The organism is Sphingobium sp. TomMM7A, assembly GCF_055397305.1.
Window position 1 is genome coordinate 893096 of the sequence record NZ_AP027311.1, and the last position, 16709, is coordinate 909804.

The 16709-nt window shown below is 60.8% G+C and carries 14 protein-coding genes; 7 read left to right on the plus strand and 7 right to left on the minus strand.

Annotated elements, in window-relative coordinates:
- Positions 1-3 precede the first annotated feature (3 nt).
- Positions 4-1179 (minus strand): bifunctional 2-C-methyl-D-erythritol 4-phosphate cytidylyltransferase/2-C-methyl-D-erythritol 2,4-cyclodiphosphate synthase, encoded by a 1176-nt coding sequence (locus ACZ5ZH_RS04635; RefSeq protein ID WP_464772311.1) that lies wholly within the window; start codon positions 1177-1179, stop codon positions 4-6.
- A 102-nt stretch (positions 1180-1281) separates the two neighbouring features.
- Between ACZ5ZH_RS04635 and dusB the strand changes: the two genes are divergently transcribed.
- The 7 genes from dusB (at position 1282) to hflX (ending at position 10588) form a co-directional block, all read left to right on the plus strand.
- The gene (gene dusB / locus ACZ5ZH_RS04640; protein WP_464772596.1) at positions 1282-2301 is read left to right on the plus strand and encodes a tRNA dihydrouridine synthase DusB; all 1020 of its coding nucleotides are present in this window, start codon (positions 1282-1284) and stop codon (positions 2299-2301) included.
- Positions 2298-3410 (plus strand): two-component system sensor histidine kinase NtrB, encoded by a 1113-nt coding sequence (locus ACZ5ZH_RS04645; RefSeq protein WP_464772312.1) that lies wholly within the window; start codon positions 2298-2300, stop codon positions 3408-3410. Before dusB ends, ACZ5ZH_RS04645 begins: the two co-directional genes overlap by 4 nt.
- Entirely contained in the window at positions 3407-4849 is a 1443-nt protein-coding gene (gene ntrC / locus ACZ5ZH_RS04650) for a nitrogen regulation protein NR(I) (protein WP_449472318.1), read from the plus strand. Before ACZ5ZH_RS04645 ends, ntrC begins: the two co-directional genes overlap by 4 nt.
- A 93-nt stretch (positions 4850-4942) precedes the next feature.
- On the plus strand, positions 4943-7195 hold the full coding sequence (locus tag ACZ5ZH_RS04655) for a sensor histidine kinase (RefSeq protein ID WP_464772313.1): 2253 nt from the start codon (positions 4943-4945) through the stop codon (positions 7193-7195).
- Positions 7185-8558: a nitrogen assimilation response regulator NtrX gene (ntrX, locus tag ACZ5ZH_RS04660; RefSeq protein ID WP_449472322.1), complete on the plus strand. Its 1374-nt coding sequence runs from the start codon at positions 7185-7187 to the stop codon at positions 8556-8558. Before ACZ5ZH_RS04655 ends, ntrX begins: the two co-directional genes overlap by 11 nt.
- Positions 8559-8708: 150 nt before the next feature.
- Positions 8709-9191 (plus strand): RNA chaperone Hfq, encoded by a 483-nt coding sequence (gene hfq, locus ACZ5ZH_RS04665; protein WP_196226095.1) that lies wholly within the window; start codon positions 8709-8711, stop codon positions 9189-9191.
- Between the two features lie 65 nt (positions 9192-9256).
- Entirely contained in the window at positions 9257-10588 is a 1332-nt protein-coding gene (gene hflX, locus ACZ5ZH_RS04670) for a GTPase HflX (protein ID WP_464772314.1), read from the plus strand.
- A gap of 4 nt (positions 10589-10592) precedes the next feature.
- Here the strand turns inward: hflX and mazG are convergent, their stop codons facing one another.
- The 6 genes from mazG to metG all read right to left on the minus strand — a co-directional run bounded on the left by mazG (position 10593) and on the right by metG (position 16676).
- Positions 10593-11381 carry a nucleoside triphosphate pyrophosphohydrolase gene (gene mazG / locus ACZ5ZH_RS04675; RefSeq protein ID WP_464772315.1) on the minus strand — a complete coding sequence of 263 codons (789 nt, stop codon included), beginning with the start codon at positions 11379-11381 and terminating at the stop codon, positions 10593-10595.
- A gap of 228 nt (positions 11382-11609) precedes the next feature.
- Entirely contained in the window at positions 11610-12911 is a 1302-nt protein-coding gene (locus tag ACZ5ZH_RS04680; protein WP_464772316.1) for an MFS transporter, read from the minus strand.
- On the minus strand, positions 12908-13534 hold the full coding sequence (locus ACZ5ZH_RS04685; RefSeq protein ID WP_464772317.1) for a retropepsin-like aspartic protease family protein: 627 nt from the start codon (positions 13532-13534) through the stop codon (positions 12908-12910). Before ACZ5ZH_RS04685 ends, ACZ5ZH_RS04680 begins: the two co-directional genes overlap by 4 nt.
- Positions 13535-13539: 5 nt before the next feature.
- Entirely contained in the window at positions 13540-14325 is a 786-nt protein-coding gene (locus ACZ5ZH_RS04690) for an MBL fold metallo-hydrolase (protein ID WP_464772318.1), read from the minus strand.
- Positions 14322-15110: a TatD family hydrolase gene (locus tag ACZ5ZH_RS04695; protein WP_464772319.1), complete on the minus strand. Its 789-nt coding sequence runs from the start codon at positions 15108-15110 to the stop codon at positions 14322-14324. The genes ACZ5ZH_RS04690 and ACZ5ZH_RS04695 overlap by 4 nt, the downstream gene beginning before the upstream one ends.
- A 3-nt stretch (positions 15111-15113) precedes the next feature.
- Entirely contained in the window at positions 15114-16676 is a 1563-nt protein-coding gene (gene metG / locus ACZ5ZH_RS04700; RefSeq protein ID WP_464772320.1) for a methionine--tRNA ligase, read from the minus strand.
- Between the last annotated feature and the right edge of the window lie 33 nt (positions 16677-16709).

Sequence of the window (16709 nt, forward strand, 5' to 3'; positions counted from 1 at the left end):
GGGTCAGAATAGCGCGGGGAGGGAGATGGTTGCAACGGCTTGTGCAGCAATGCCTTCGCGGCGTCCGGCAAAGCCCAGGCGTTCGGTGGTGGTGGCTTTCACGCTTACCCGGTCAAGGGGGATGCCGAGGAGATCGCTGATCCGCTGACGCATGGCATCACGGTGAGGGCCGATCTTCGGCGCCTCGCAAATGATCGTGACGTCGATATGGTCGATGCGGCCGCCCCGGGATGTTACGCGTTCCTCGGCATATTCGAGGAATCGGGAGGATGCCGCACCGCGCCATTGTGGATCTGACGGGGGGAAGTGACTGCCGATGTCCCCTTCGGCAAGAGCGCCGAGCATGGCATCGACGATCGCGTGGATCGCAACATCCGCATCGCTGTGCCCCGCCAGTCCCTTTTCATGGGGGACCTGAACGCCGCAAAGCCAAAGCTCCTCGTCCGCAGCGAACCGGTGCACATCATAGCCCATGCCGACGCGGGTCGTTCGCTGTGATGCCAGAAGCGCTTCGGCCCGGATGAAATCCTGGGGGTAGGTCAATTTTTCCAGCCTTTCGTCGCCGGGAACCAGAGTGACGTCATGGCCCGCGTGTCGCAGCATCTGGGCATCATCGGTGGCTTCGCGCTCATCGTCCCAATTGCGATGCGCGGCGAGGATGGCGTCGAAGTGAAATGCTTGTGGGGTTTGCACGCGGAACAGCGCTGATCGATCGACAATGTCGCCTGCGAGGTCGCCCGCTGACCTTACCAATGTGTCAGCAACGGGCAGGGCGGGGATGGCGCCCGGCGCGAAGTCGAGTGCGGCCAGTAGTTGATCGATCATGGAAGCGGACAGGAAAGGGCGGGCAGCATCGTGGATCAACACCCTGTCGGCACGACCGGCGGCAGCGATAGCCTCAAGCCCGGCACGGACCGATCCGCGGCGGCTGTCCGCACCCTGGACGATGGACGTGACCTGATCCTCGTCAATCAGGGATCGGACTGTTTCCTCCTGCCCGGCGCCGACGACCAGGTAGACCGCACCGACTAGCGGATGAGCTGCCAGCGCCTGAACGGAGTGGGCGATGATGGCCTTGCCCCCAATGTGACGAAATTGCTTGGGTGTATCGCCTCCGGCGCGACTGCCCTGTCCGGCGGCGAGCACCAGCGCGGCGACCCTGTGATTGCTCCTTGTCATCGCAGCGCGTGTAGCGAACGGTGGATCGCTCCGCCAGACGGCTTGCTTGCCGCATCGCCGCTTTTCCGCTAAGGGCTGCCTGTTTTTTAGGCAAAGCTGGTGATGCGCATAATTTCCCCCATCTCCGTTGGTCCGGTGACGATCGACATGCCCGTAATCCTGGCGCCGATGACTGGCGTCACGGATATGCCGTTCCGCACTTTGGTACGCCGTTACGGATCGGGTCTGAACGTGACAGAGATGATTGCGAGCGCGGCGATGATCCGCGAGACGCGGCAGTCTTTGCAGAAGGCGGCTTGGCATCCGGTGGAAGAGCCGGTGTCGATGCAGCTTGCGGGCTGCTCACCGCAGGAGATGGCCGAAGCGGCGAAGCTGAATGCGGATCGTGGCGCGGCGATCATCGACATCAATATGGGTTGTCCGGTCAAGAAGGTGGTGAATGGCGACGCCGGCAGCGCTCTGATGCGCGACCTGCCTCTGGCCGCCGCGTTGATCGATGCGACGGTGAAGGCCGTCGATGTTCCCGTGACCGTCAAGATGCGCATGGGGTGGGATCATGCCAGCCTGAATGCCCCTGAACTGGCGCGGATTGCGCAGGATCTGGGGGCGAAGATGATCACTGTGCATGGGCGGACCCGTTGCCAGATGTACAAGGGTAGCGCCGATTGGGCGTTCGTGCGGAATGTGAAGGATGCAGTGTCGTTGCCCGTGATCGTCAACGGAGACATCTGCTCGATCGAAGATGCGGAAACGGCGCTGGAGCAGAGCGGCGCGGACGGCGTCATGATTGGCCGGGGCGCTTATGGGCGGCCCTGGCTGATCGGACAAGTGATGCACTGGTTCCGCACGGGGCAGCGCCTTCCCGATCCTTCGCTAGCCGAACAATATCAGCTGATAACAGAGCATTATCGTGCGATGATCGAGCATTATGACGGCCTGACGGGCGTCAACATGGCTCGCAAGCATATCGGTTGGTATACGAAGGGCCTCACCGGATCGGCGGAGTTTCGTAACGCTGTCAATCAGGAGCCGGATGGCGCCGTGGTACTCGATATGCTGGCGCGCTTTTACGAACCGCTGATTGCACAGGACGGAGCGATCGAGACGCGCAAGGCGGCATGACGATGCCACTAAGCACCATCCCGCCGCCCCCGATGCAGCAGGATGTACCATCACCGTCGGAATTGATGATCGCACTCCCCGTGGCGACATTGATCGTAGCGCCGGACAACAGCATTGCCGATGCGAATGTCCGGGCGGAAACTCTGCTCAACATGGCGCGATCCGCGATCGTGGGAAGTGACGTCACGCGCACGGTTCGCATGGCAGACGCGAGTTCGCGCTTCGACATTTGGCATAGCAGCAAGCCGATCGCCGCCTATGACGTCAAGGTGCATGCAGGGCGAACGGCTGAGATGGAAGTCGATCTGATGATCGCCCCGATTGTCGACCATGAAGGGTGGCGGGTGGTGTCGATCCACGCTCAAAGCCACGCGCGGCAAATTGGTCATCGTGGCACCCCGGGCGGCGCGCGATCGGCCATGGGCGCTGCGGCCATATTAGCCCATGAGATTAAAAACCCGCTATCGGGCATCCGTGGCGCAGCGCAGCTTCTGGAGTCCGGCAATGATGGACGCGACGCGGTGCTGACCCAGTTGATCTGCAACGAGGTCGATCGGATCGCCGCCCTGATCGACCGTATGCAGGATTTCACGACCGATCACAGGCTGGAATGCCGACCGGGCAACATCTATCCCATGATCGATCGGGCGGCCGACATCGCCGCTGCCGGTTTTGCAAGAAATATCAGAATTATAAAACGTTACGATCCATCATTGCCATTTGCCGTCATCAATGACGATGCGCTTGTGCAGATCATGCTCAACCTGCTGAAAAATGCCGCTGAGGCGCTGGACGAAGTCGAAGAGCCCTGCATCCGCGTTGAAACCGCGTTCCGCCATGGCGTGTCGGTCGTGTTGGGTGATGGAAAGGGCAGCGCGGTGCTGCCGATCGAGATACTGGTCATCGATAATGGGCCGGGCGTGCCCGAACATATATTGGATCACCTCTTCAACCCCTTCATCACGGGCAAGCGCGATGGGCAGGGGCTGGGGCTGGCGCTGGTCGACAAGCTGGTGCGGGACATGAATGGGTTCGTCCAATATTCACGCGATCCAGACGCGGGCGAATCGACGTTCCGAATCCTGCTTCCCATGGGGATGGGAGCATGACGACCACGGGGTCGATATTGGTCGTCGATGACGATCCCGCCATTTGCATGGTGGTCGGGGAAGCGCTGCGTCGGCAGGGGCATAAGGTAAAGACCGCGTCGTCCATTCGGGAGCGTAGCGCCCTGATCGACAGTTTCGCGCCGGATGTGCTCATAACTGACGTCATGCTGCCGGATGGCGATGGTCTGGACGGCGTCGCGGAGATCCTGGAGCGCAGGCCAGACCTGAGCGTGATCATATTGTCGGCACAGAACACATTGAACACGGCGATCCGCGCCACGGAGAAGGGGGCCTTCGAATATCTCCCCAAGCCGTTCGACCTCAATGAATTAGCGCGGGCGGTTGGTGATGCCCTTGGCATGAACAAGGCCGAGGAGGGCAATCAGGAAGATGGCCTTCCCCACGACGGACTGCCTCTCGTTGGCCGGTCCCCTGCCATGCAGGAGGTTTACCGGACGATCGCGCGGGTATTGTCCAACGATCTCAGCATCCTGGTGCTGGGGGAGTCGGGTACGGGGAAGGAACTTGTCGCCGAAGCGATCCATGGGCTGGGGCAGCGCCGCACCAAGCCATTTGTCGCCATCAACATGGCGGCAATTCCGCGCGAACTGATCGAGGCCGAACTGTTCGGTTATGAGAAGGGCGCGTTTACGGGGGCCAATGTCCGTACCGCCGGGAAGTTCGAGCAGGCGCAGGGCGGAACCCTCTTCCTAGACGAGATCGGCGACATGCCGATGGAGGCGCAGACGCGCTTGCTGCGGGTCTTGCAGTCAGGCGAGGTGACGACGGTTGGCGGATCGAAGCCGGTGCGGGTGAATGTCCGCATCGTTGCAGCCACGAACAAGGACCTTCCCAAGCTGATTGAGGAAAACAGGTTCCGGGAAGATCTTTATTACCGGCTGAATGTCGTGCCCATCCCCTTGCCTGCGTTGCGCGAGCGACGGGAGGACGTGATCCTGCTTGCAAGGCATTTCCTTGAACGCGCCGCGCAGGAGGGACTGCCCCGAAAAACGTTGTCGGATGATGCCGCGCAATTGCTGATGGCCTATCATTGGCCGGGCAATGTGCGCGAGCTTCAGAACCTGATGCAGAGACTGGCGGTGCTCAGCCGTGAGACCGTGATCGCGGGGGAGGTGTTGCGCAACAGCTTGCCGCTGGACCTGGTGCCTCCGGATTATGCCGCGCCCGCCGATCAACTGGTCCTGGCCGTGCGCGAATGGGCAAAGCGGCAGTTGGGGATCGGCATCGGACAGCCCAACCGGAATCTGCATGATGATATGCTGGCCGTCGTCGAACCGATCCTGTTGCAGGAAACGCTGGCGAGCGTGGATGGCAACCAGATCCGGGCGGCCGGCTTGCTGGGGATCAACCGCAACACGTTGCGCAAGAAGTTGACCGACTATGGTTTGGACCCGCTGCAACTGCGCGTGTCGGACTGAGCCGGGACGAAACGACACAGGTGTTCGGCCAAGGGACAATCTGTCCCAAATACTGTGTTTGATCAGGCACGGCGTTGTTGTAAGAAAGCCACTATGGAAGGTGCAGTGACTCTCTCCACGCGAGGTCGGGCATGGAAGAGATATTTTCCGCCCTTCCTTCGACGTCATCTTGCTCCGCTGGTGGAGGCGGTCACGTTGATGCTGTTCCTTGGAACGGCGGGCATCACCTATTTCCTGTTATCGGGCCAGGGGCAATCCTACACGCTGCTCACGCCACCCATCGTCGCGCTGCTGCTGGTGGGAAATCTGGTTCCGGCGATCGCGCTTCTCGTGCTGCTTGGACGCCGGGTCGCGAAGCGCCGCGCCGCCCAGTCCGCGATAGGCAGCGACGGACAACTTCACGTCAGGCTGGTGGCCATCTTCTCGATCGTGGCCAGCGTCCCGATGTTGCTGGTCGTCATCTTTGCCTCGCTGTTGTTCCAATATGGCGTGCAATTCTGGTTTTCGGACAGCGCGCGCGGGATGTTGCAGAATGCCAGCGACCTCGCGCGCGGCTATTATGAGCAGAATCTTCGCGAGGTGGGCGACGAAACGGTCACGATGGCGAGCGACTTGCGGGATTATCTCGGCCAGTCCAAAGTATCGAGCCCGCGCTTCGCCGAGGGTTATATCTACCAGGTCGTCACGCGAAAACTCAATCGTTCGGCAATCATCGAGGTGGGCAAGGACGGCGTGGCTCGCACCGCTGCGACGGTCGACCCGGATAGCAGACCTGCTTCAGAAATGCTGTCGCCCGATGTCATCAAGAGACTGGAAGCAGGCGAGAATGTGGTTGTTGCAGCAAAGCCAAACCAGATTCAGGCGGTGACGCTGCTCTACCCCGGCGCGAAAATCTATCTTTATGCCACTAGGGATTCCGGTTCGACCGCGTTCAGCAATGTGGAGCGCGCGCAGAAGGTCCTGTCCGACTACGATATCTTCGCTGCCCAATCACGCGCGCTTCAGCTGCGATTTAACGTCGCTCTGTTCGTAGGATCGCTTCTGCTGGTCGGTATAGCGGTCTATATCGCGTTGGCGGTTGCGGACTGGATGGTTCGCCCAGTGAACGAGTTGGTGACCGCAGCCCGACGGGTAACCGCAGGTGATCTGTCCGCCCGTGTCACCAGCCCGCAGTCTCGGGATGAGATCGGCACGCTCGCCTCTGCCTTCAACAGGATGACCCAGAGGCTGGAGGCGCAGACAGGCGCGCTCGTCGCCGCGAACAGCCAGTTGGATGAACGTCGCGCCTTCATCGAAGCCATCCTGTCAGGTGTTTCCGCAGGCGTGTTGTCGGTGGACAGGGAAGGGGTGATCCTGCTTCTCAACAGTTCGGCCGCCGCTATTCTGGTGAAGGACGGCGATGATCCGGTTGGGCGACCGCTGAGCGCCGTTTCGCCGGAACTGGCGGCTCTCATTGCTTCGGAGGAGGGGGCGGGGATCGTGCAGACGCGCGCGCATGGCGAAGTGCGGACCTTGGCGGTCAAAGTGTCGGAAGACGCGTCGCGCCATATCCTGACTTTCGACGACATCACGCAGCAATTGTCCGATCAGCGCCGCGCCGCATGGTCAGACGTGGCCCGCCGGATTGCGCATGAGATCAAGAACCCGCTGACGCCCATCCAGCTCGCGGCGGAGCGCTTGCAGCGCCGCTACGCCGAGGAAGTGACGAGCGACAAGGCGACCTTCACACGCTTGACCGGGACCATCGTCAGGCAGGTAGGCGATCTGCGGCGGATCGTGGATGAATTCTCCTCGTTCGCCCGGATGCCCAAACCTGTGTTCCGCCGCGAGGCTGTTGCGGATATCGCCCGTCATGCCTTGTTCCTGCACGAAGTCGCGCATCCCGACGTCAAATTTGAATTTCATGGCGGGCCGCATGATATGGAACTTGTCTGCGACCGGCGACAGCTGGGTCAGGCGCTGACCAATATCGTTAAAAATGCCGTGGAGGCTATCGAACCCAAGCCTGAACCTGCCGAGGGCGGAGTCCGTGGTCATGTTCGCATGACGGTCGGTCAGGAGGACGGCAATCTGCTCATCAACGTCAGCGATGACGGGGTCGGGCTTCCGCCGGAGCGGGAGAGGGTGTTGGAACCCTATATGACGACGCGCAGCAAGGGGACGGGCCTGGGGCTCGCCATCGTCAAGAAGATCGTCGAGGAACATATGGGCGAAATCCGCCTGGAAGATGCGGAAGGCGGAGGGACGAGCGTTACTTTGCGCTTCCCCACTGCCGCTCTTGAGAAATTGGAAGAAGGGCAGGTCGTAGCATTGCCCAAGGGAAAAGTGACAGCCAATGGCGCTTGATATTCTGGTAGTCGATGATGAAGAGGACATCCGTGATCTGGTCGCGGGCGTGCTTGAGGATGAGGGCTTTACCACTCGCACTGCTGCCAACAGCGACAGCGCGATCGAGGCGCTGGATACTAGGCGTCCTTCGCTGGTCCTGCTGGACGTCTGGCTTCAGGGGTCGACGCTGGATGGTCTGGAATTGCTGGACGTCATCAAGCAGCGCGACGCGACCATTCCGGTGCTCATGATTTCAGGTCATGGCAATATCGACACGGCCGTGGCCGCGATCCGCAAGGGCGCGGCGGACTTTATCGAAAAGCCATTCGAAGCCGACCGGCTGCTGCATCTGGTCGCGCGCGCTACCGAAACCGAGAGATTGCGACGGGAAAATCAGGTCCTGCGTGCCCGGTTTGGACAGGATGACGAACTGACGGGCACTTCAGCCGCGATCAATGCGGTGAGAGCGACGATAAAGAAGGTCGCCGGAACGGGCAGCCGGGTGCTGATTTCCGGTCCCGCGGGCGTCGGCAAGGAAGTCGCGGCGCGCATGCTTCACAGCTGGAGCGGGAGGGCTGACGCGCCCTTCATCGTCGTGGCGGCGGCGCGCATGGACCCCGACCGGGTGGAGGAGGAGCTGTTCGGTGTCGAGGATCCCAGCGGCCTTGTGCGTCCCGGCTATCTTGAGCAGGCGCATGGCGGCACGCTTTACCTTGACGAGATAGCCGACATGCCCGTGACGACGCAGGGCAAGATATTGCGGGTTCTGACGGATCAGAGCTTCACGCGTGTGGGCGGGCAGCGGCAGGTGAAGGTGGACGTACGCGTCATCTCTTCGACCGCGCGGGACCTGGCGGCGGAAATTGAGGAGCGGCGCTTCCGGGAAGACCTGTTCTATCGCCTCAACGTCGTGCCCCTCATCATCCCTTCCTTGTCGGAACGGCGAGATGACATACCACCGCTGGTCGAGCATTATCTCGCACGTTTCGCGGCTGAACGGCGGGTGCCATCGCCGGAGATCGCCAGTGATGCCATGGCCGCGCTTCAGGCAAACGAATGGCCCGGCAACGTCCGCCAGCTGCGCAACGTCATCGAACGAACGATGATCCTCGCTCCGGGCGAGCGGATTGGCCGGATCGAGCTCGACATGCTGCCTAGCGAACTTTCGAGCAATGGCGCGGGTGAAGGGATGGGTCAGTCCGCGATCATGGGGGCGCCGTTGCGGGAGGCGCGGGAAAGTTTTGAACGTGAATATCTGCGCATTCAGATCAGGCGATTTTCCGGCAACATATCCCGAACGGCCACATTCATCGGCATGGAACGGTCTGCGTTGCACCGCAAGCTCAAGCTGCTTGGGATCACGGACGGCAAAGACAATTGATGCAAGGAGATGAGCCATAGCCCATCTGGGGCATGGACGCCCCTTCGCAATTGCGGTAGCTTTCTGATTGCCCCCGGTGAGCGGGGGCGGGCAAGACACCCTGCCCAGGGGTGCAAGAGCGGGTAACGTCCCGCCAATAAGGTGAAGACCATGGCAGAAAAACTCAATAATCTTCAGGACATATTCCTGAACAACCTGCGCAAGAGCAAGACGCCCGTGACCATGTTCCTGGTAAAGGGCGTGAAGTTGCAGGGGATCATCACCTGGTTTGATAACTTTTCGGTTCTGTTGCGGCGCGACGGGCAATCGCAGCTTGTCTACAAGCACGCGATTTCCACGGTGATGCCCGCTCAGTCGATGGACCTGACCGACCTTCGCAAGGCGAGCGACGGCAATTCAAAGCCCAAGCTGCTTCAGGAAATATTCCTGAGCGCCGTTCGCAAGTCCGGTAGCCCGGTCACCATGTTTCTGGTCAACGGCGTGATGTTGCAGGGCGAGATCGCTGCTTTCGATCTTTTCTGCATGCTGCTGGAGCGCGACGGCATGGTGCAGCTTGTCTACAAGCATGCCATCTCCACTGTCCAACCTCTCCATGCGCTCGACCTGAGTGGCGAAGGTGAGGGCGAGGATTGATCAATCTATTTCGGTACGACCCGCCTTCTGATGAGGCGGGTCGGCGCTTGATGCGTTAGCCGCTTATGGCCGTCTTCAACAGGGACTCTGCCGACGAAGTATCGCGCGGCGCGCGGGCCGTGGTCGTGCGCGCTGAAACTCATGGGGTGGAACGGCGCGACAGTGATGCCCGGCTGGAGGAGGCGAAAGGCCTCGCTCTGGCTATCGGCATTGATGTGCGCGCCGCGCAGGCGTTTCGTGTGCGGGATCGGAAGCCCGCAACGCTGTTCGGAAGTGGCCAGGTCGATCAGATTGCGACGCTTGCGCGAATGGAAGATGCCGAACTGGTCATTGTCGACAACGCGTTGAGCCCGGTTCAGCAGAGCAATCTTGAAAAGGCGACCGAAGCCAAGGTGATCGACCGAACGGGGTTGATCCTGGAAATCTTCGGCGAACGTGCGGCCACCAATGAAGGACGCCTTCAGGTCGAACTGGCCCATCTCGATTATCAGGCGGGCAGGCTGGTGCGCAGTTGGACCCATCTTGAACGGCAGCGTGGCGGCTTTGGGTTCCTGGGTGGTCCTGGTGAAACGCAGATTGAGGCTGACCGGCGGATGATCCGGGATCGCATGGCAAAGATCAGGCGTGAACTTGACCAGGTGACCCGTACCCGCAGCTTGCATCGGGCGCGGCGGCAGCGGGCTCCCTGGCCCGTGATCGCGCTCGTCGGCTATACCAATGCTGGCAAGTCCACGCTTTTCAACCGGATGACGGGCGCCGATGTCATGGCGGAAGATTTGCTGTTCGCCACGCTGGACCCTACCATGCGCCAGATCGCCTTACCGGGATTGGACAAGGCGATCTTGTCGGACACGGTCGGTTTTGTGTCGGACCTTCCTACACAGTTGATCGCGGCGTTTCGCGCCACGCTGGAAGAAGTTCTGTCCGCTGACCTCATCATACATGTCCGCGACATCGCCCATCCCGATAGCGAGGCGCAGCGCGATGATGTGCTGGATGTGCTGAGTGAGCTTGGTGTGGCGGGTGAGGGCGCTCTTGAGGGCGGAGGAGGCGACGACGCCCCCCCGATTATCGAGGCGTGGAACAAACTCGATCTGCTGGGTGAGGAAGAAGCTGCGCAACTTCGGGAAATCGCGGAGCGGCGCGGAGATGTCGTGATCCTTTCCGCTCTGACCGGCGAGGGCGTGGACGATCTGCAAAGAAGCATCAGCGCCAGAGTGACTGCTGGGGCGCAAATCCATCAACTTCGAGTGCCGTTGGCAGATGGCGCTGCCGTTGCCTGGCTTCACGAGCATGGTGAAGTGATAGCTAGCGAAACGGTGGACAGCGACCTCGTCGTTAAAGTTCGGCTGTCTGACTCTGCGCTTGCCCGGTTCACCAAACGCGCGAGCTCTTGATCGGTTATCGGCGGGCCAATTCGCATTTGGCTTGCTGCCAAAGAGCTTCCTTTCCATCGAGGTCCAAGCTCTGGAAGTGTGATCCTGCGGCCTGTTCCATGACGCGGAAGCGGGCTTCGAATTTCGCGTTTGCGGCCCGTAACGCAGCTTCCGGATCGACCTTCAGGTGTCGGGCCAGGTTGACCACGGCAAACAACAGGTCGCCAACCTCCTCCTGATGTTCTTCTGGCGATGCGGCGTCGTGAACTTCCTGCAATTCCTCCTCGATCTTCGCGACGACTCCTTGGGTGTCGGGCCAGTCGAAACCCGTGCGGGCGGCGCGCTTCTGAAGCTTTTCGGCACGAAGTAGTGCTGGGAGCGCATTGGCGACGCCAGCGAGAGCGCTGCTGTCGGGTTCCTTGGCGGCGCGTTCGGCTGCTTTGATCGCTTCCCATTGAGCATGGCCATGTTCGCGTTCGGCACCTTCGCCGAAGATGTGCGGATGGCGGCGGATCATCTTGTCGGTGACGCCGTCGATGACGGCTTGAAGATTGAAGTGCCCGGCTTGTTCGGCCATGCGACTGTGGAAGGCTACCTGTAGAAGGAGGTCGCCGAGTTCGTCGCAGAGCGCGGGCATATCGTTGCGCTCAATCGCGTCGGCGACCTCATAGGCTTCCTCGATTGTGTAGGGCGCGATGCTGGCAAAATCCTGCTGGATGTCCCAGGGACATCCGGTGTCCGGATCGCGGAGACGGGCCATGACGTTTGCGAGCGGCATGATGTCGGCGGGGCTCGCTTTGGTGCTGGATGACATGGGGGTCCTGAAATCAAGAAAGAGGTGGCGAGAAGATAGAGTTTTGATGGGGGGAAGGCTATCCCTTCCGGACTGATATTTGTACGATAATATATATTATGTTAAATATCGATTGGGGTAGCCGTTCCGTGGCACACCCAGATGAGGCAATTAGTCGCTGTCACCGATAGTCACCTGCCACCGAAACGTGAGCCCCCTCATATCAGGCGATACCGAGAACGCCCCGTTTCAGTCTTCCAGGATTTGGCTGTGGCGGCGGGTGTCGGGCATTTTGATGTAGATGATCAGCGATATGGCGATCATGACGCTTACATAGATGTAAAATGCCTGTTCGATGCCGATCTGCTTGAAATAGAGCGCCACGAATTCGGCCGTGCCGCCGAACAATGTATTCGCCAAGGCATATGGCAAAGCGACGCCAAGGGCGCGGATATGGGCCGGGAAAAGCTCCGCCTTCACGACGGCGTTGATCGATGTGTAGCCGGTGACGATGATCAAGCCCGCCATCACCAGCAGCCCCGCAACCAGTGGATCACGAGTTACGGCAAGCGTGGCGAATATTGGATAGGTGAACAGCAGACCCAGGATGCCGAAGCCGATCATCAACGGCTTACGCCCGATCCGGTCGGAAAGCGCGCCAGCCAGCGGTTGCAGAGCCATGAAAAAGAACAAGGTTATCCCATTGATCTGCGACGCTGTTTCCCGGCTGAGGCCCGACGTGTTCACCAAGAATTTCTGCATGTAGATCGAATAGGCATAGAAGGCGATCGTGCCGCCCGCCGTGAGGAGCATCACGGTCAGCGTTTCGCGGGGATGCTTCGTGATGAGCTCGACAAAGCCAGATCGCGGCGCTCCTTCGGCTTTTGCCGCGTGGAAGCTCTGCGTTTCACTTAGCCCACGGCGCAGCCAGAATACGATCACGGCGAGGGCGCCGCCAATCAGAAAAGGTATCCGCCACCCCCATGCGTCAAGCTGCGCAGTGGTCAGCACGCCTTGAAGGATGAGCAGCACGCAGATTGCCACAAGCTGCCCGGCGATCAGCGTAACATATTGAAAGCTGGAGAAGAAACCGCGCCGATCACGCCCCGCCATTTCAGACAGATAGGTCGCGCTGGCCCCATATTCGCCGCCGATCGAAAGCCCCTGCATCAGGCGTGCAAGGACGAGCAGCAGGGGCGCCCCTACCCCGATCACATCATAGCCCGGCGTCACCGCAATGAGCAGCGAACCCGCGCACATGAGAGCCACGGACAGGGTGAGACCGCTCTTGCGTCCATGCCGGTCGGCATAAATGCCCATCAACCAGGCGCCGATCGGCCGCATTAGGAAGCCCACGGCGAATATCCCGGCAGCGCTCAAAAGCTGTGCGGTGCGATCCTCGCTGGGGAAGAAATGCGGTGCGAAATAAAGGGTGAAGGCGGCATAGGCGTACCAGTCATACCATTCCACGAGATTGCCGGTGGATCCGCCGACGATCGCCTTCAGCCTTTCACGCTGGGTCGGTGCGCGCAGCGCCAAGGTTGCCGTCATGGATTGAGCACCATCTCACCATTTTCGACGCCCCAGCTTTTGAGCCGGGACAGCATGTTCATCCCTATGACGTTCACCTCACCAAAAGCGGGTGATATGACGATGGGCAGATCGCTCGACCGGACCGGGCCGATGGCCAAAGTGGAGATGGAGGAACGCTTGGCGTCAATCTGGCCGTTCGCGGTCATCATCGACACGCCCGGTGCGTTCAGGTCAAAATTGAGCCCGGCCGCACGAGCGGAGGGGACGGAAAGGGCCGTTATGCTGGCGCCGCTGTCGATGAGGAAACGGGTGGCGGTGCCGTTGACCGTTCCTTCGACCCAGAAATGGCCATCAGGTGCCATGGGAATGCGAAGTGCCTGACCTTCGGCGCGGGCAGGAGGCGGTGTTGGCGGCGTTTTCTGCGAAACCGGCCCTGCCCCTTCCCCAGCCATTCTGGTTGAGAAAAGTCCGGCTTTCTCACCAATTTTGAACAATCCCAGCAGGGCCGCAAATATGGCGACCCAGACCAGTGCAAGGCGCAGCATGCCAGCCATGGGCATGCGGCGAGCCAGCAAGGCGGAGCCGACGAGAACAAGCGCGAGCACATACCAGATGCTGGAAGCCGCCTGATCCCCATTCATGCCGTTCAGCCCCCATCCCCGTTCAATTCGATGCACATGCCATCATAGCCGGGCTCCACGCCGTCCGGCAGCGTTTTCAACAGAGCCGCATAGTCCATGCTCTGATCCATATGCGTAAGGACGGCGCGGCCGGGACGGACGGCCGAGATGCCATCGAGGGTCAGGGCCAGATGCGGATGGGTCGGATGCGGCTTTTCGCGGAGGGCGTCGACAACCCAGACGTCCAACCCGTCGTAAAGGCTGATCATGTCGGCCGTAAGATCATGAAAATCAGTAGCATAGCCTATCGACCTGCCATCCGATGTGAAGCGGAAGCCGGTCGAGTAAATCTCGCCATGGGGTTGGTCTGTGCAGGCGATGTCGATGTCACCGATGCGCAGGCCATCGGGCAGCACATACGGCTCTATGGTCGGATGATAGCCCTGCCGTCCTTCAAAGGCGTAGGCGAAGCGTTCCTTCAGAAGTTTGAGCGTCTGGCGGCGGGCATAGCCCGGCACGGGCGTGCGGCGGTGGTGGTAAAGCTGGCGCACGTCATCGATGCCGTGACAGTGATCGGCATGGTCGTGGGTCCAGAGAATGGCGTCGATATGGATGACATTGGCGGCCAGCAATTGGGCGCGCATGTCTGGCGACGTATCGATCAGGAGGCGCGTGGTGGGGCTTTCCACCAGGATCGATGCTCGTGTCCGCCGGTTCTTCGGCTCGGTGGGATCACAACTTCCCCAGTCATTGCCGATCCGGGGGACGCCCGAAGAGGTGCCACAGCCCAGGATAGTGAGCTTGAGGCTCATGCGTTTTGCGCTGCTCCGGTCTTGCTGAACAAGTTGTGAAAGTTCGCTGAGGTTGCGGCGGCCAGTTGCTCGACGCTTTCGCCGCGCAGGTTTGCCAGAAAGCGTGCGGTGTCGGCGACGAATGCCGGTTCGCAGGACTTGCCACGGTGGGGCACGGGGGCGAGGAAGGGGGAGTCCGTTTCAACCAGCAGCCGATCTAGCGGCAGACGGGCAGCGGTTTCCTGAAGATCCTTCGCGCTTTTGAAGGTCACGATACCCGAAATGCTGATGTAAAAGCCGAGGTCCAGGGCCGCATCGGCGAAGGCTCCGCTCGCGGTGAAGCAGTGGATGACGCCGGGGTAGGCCCCCTGCCCCATTTCCTCGCGCATGATGGCCAGCGTATCTTCCTCGGCATCGCGGGTGTGGACGATGAGCGGCAGGCCGGTTGCGCGTGAGGCTGCGATATGCGCGCGGAAGCTGTTCTGCTGCCGGGCGCGGTCGCTATGGTCGTAATAATAGTCGAGGCCGGTTTCCCCGATGCCGACCACGCGAGGGTGGGCAGCGCGTTCGATCAGCTTGGCCGTGTCGATATGGGGATGCTCGTCCGCCTCGTGGGGATGGATTCCCACGGTCGCGTAGACATCGGGTTGCTGTTCAGCTGTCGCGAGCACCGCATCCCATTCGCTTTCGCGGGTCGCGATGTTGAGCATCAGGTCGATGCCAGCGGAGCGCGCGCGTTCAAGCACATTCTGCTGGTCTTCGACCAAGCCTTTGTAATTCAAGTGGCAATGGCTGTCGATCAACATGGATCAGGCGTCCGCTTCGGTGAGTTCGAGGCGCGGGAAGAGTGGTTTGGGCGCGGCGAGCGTGAACCCGCTGGCGCGGAGATCGGCGTAGGTGTTGCTGCCGATCGCTTCGTAGGTCCGGCTCGTCTGCGGAACGCCCATCTGGTCTAGGAGCGCGGTGGCACTGGCCGGGATTACGGGCTGAATGATGATGGCGAGGTTGGCGATGGCTTCGTAAAGCGTCGCGAGTACCGCTTCCATCCGCGCCGGGTCGGCCTTGCGCAAGGCCCAGGGCGCCTGCGCATCGATATAGGCATTGCAGGCGAATACCGCCCGCATCCAGGCTTCAATCGCGGTCGAGGGAGCGAGACCGGCCATGGCGGTCTGGAAGGTTTGGGCAGCGTCGCTGATGGTTTTCAGCAGATCGCTGTCCACATCCTGCGGCGCGGGTTCGGGCAAGCGGCCTTCGAGATTCTTGGCGATGAAGCTCAGGGTTCGCTGCGCCAGATTGCCGAAGCTGTTGGCCAGGTCGCTGTTCGACCGGGTCACGATCGCGTCCGCGCTATAGCTGCCGTCATTGCCGAAGGTGACTTCGGATAGCAGGAAATAGCGGAGTTGATCCACGCCGAAACGCTCGGCCAGTTCCATCGGGTCGGCGACGTTGCCGACCGACTTGGACATCTTCTCACCCCGGTTGAGGAGGAAGCCGTGGCCGAAGATCTGCTTGGGCAAGGGCAGCTTTGCACTCATCAGGAATGCTGGCCAGTAAACAGTATGAAAACGCACGATATCTTTGCCGATGATGTGCGTTATGTCGCCGCCTTCTGACCAGTAGCGCGCCATGCGCTCGGCGTCGTCGGGATAGCCGCAGCCGGTCAAATAATTGGTGAGCGCATCGACCCAGACATACATGACATGGCCGTCGCTGCCCGGAACCTTGACGCCCCAGTCGAAGCTGGTGCGCGAGACGCTGAGGTCCGAGAGGCCGCCTTCCACGAAGCGCATGATTTCGTTGCGACGGCTGTCGGGCTGAATGAAGTCGGGCTGGCTGTTGTAGAGGTCGAGCAGCTTTTGCTGATAGGCGGACAGGCGGAAGAACCAGCTTTCCTCGACGGTCCATTCGACCGGCGTGCCCTGGGGTGAGAGCTTTTCGCCCCCTTCCTCATCGACCAGTTCCTTTTCGTCGTAAAAGGCTTCGTCGCGGACGGAGTACCAACCTTCATAGCGGCCGAGATAGAGGTCGCCATTGGCCTCCATCGCCTGCCAGATGGCTTGGGATGCGCGGTGATGGTCAGGCTCGCTGGTGCGGATGAAACGATCATAGCTGATGTTCAGACTGTCGTTCATATCCTTGAAATAGCCGGACATTTCATCAGCGAGCGCGCGCGGTTCGATGCCGCGCGTGCGGGCCGCCTGATCCATTTTTAGGCCATGTTCGTCGGTGCCGGTCTGGAAGAAAACGTCGCGGCCCATCATCCGCTGGAACCGGGCGATCGCGTCGGTGGCGATCACCTCATAGGCGTGGCCGATATGGGGGCGGCCGTTGGGATAGCTGATGGCGGTGGTGATGGTGTAGGGCTGCGACATGCGCCTTCCCTAGCGGCTGTTAAGGCGCGCGCA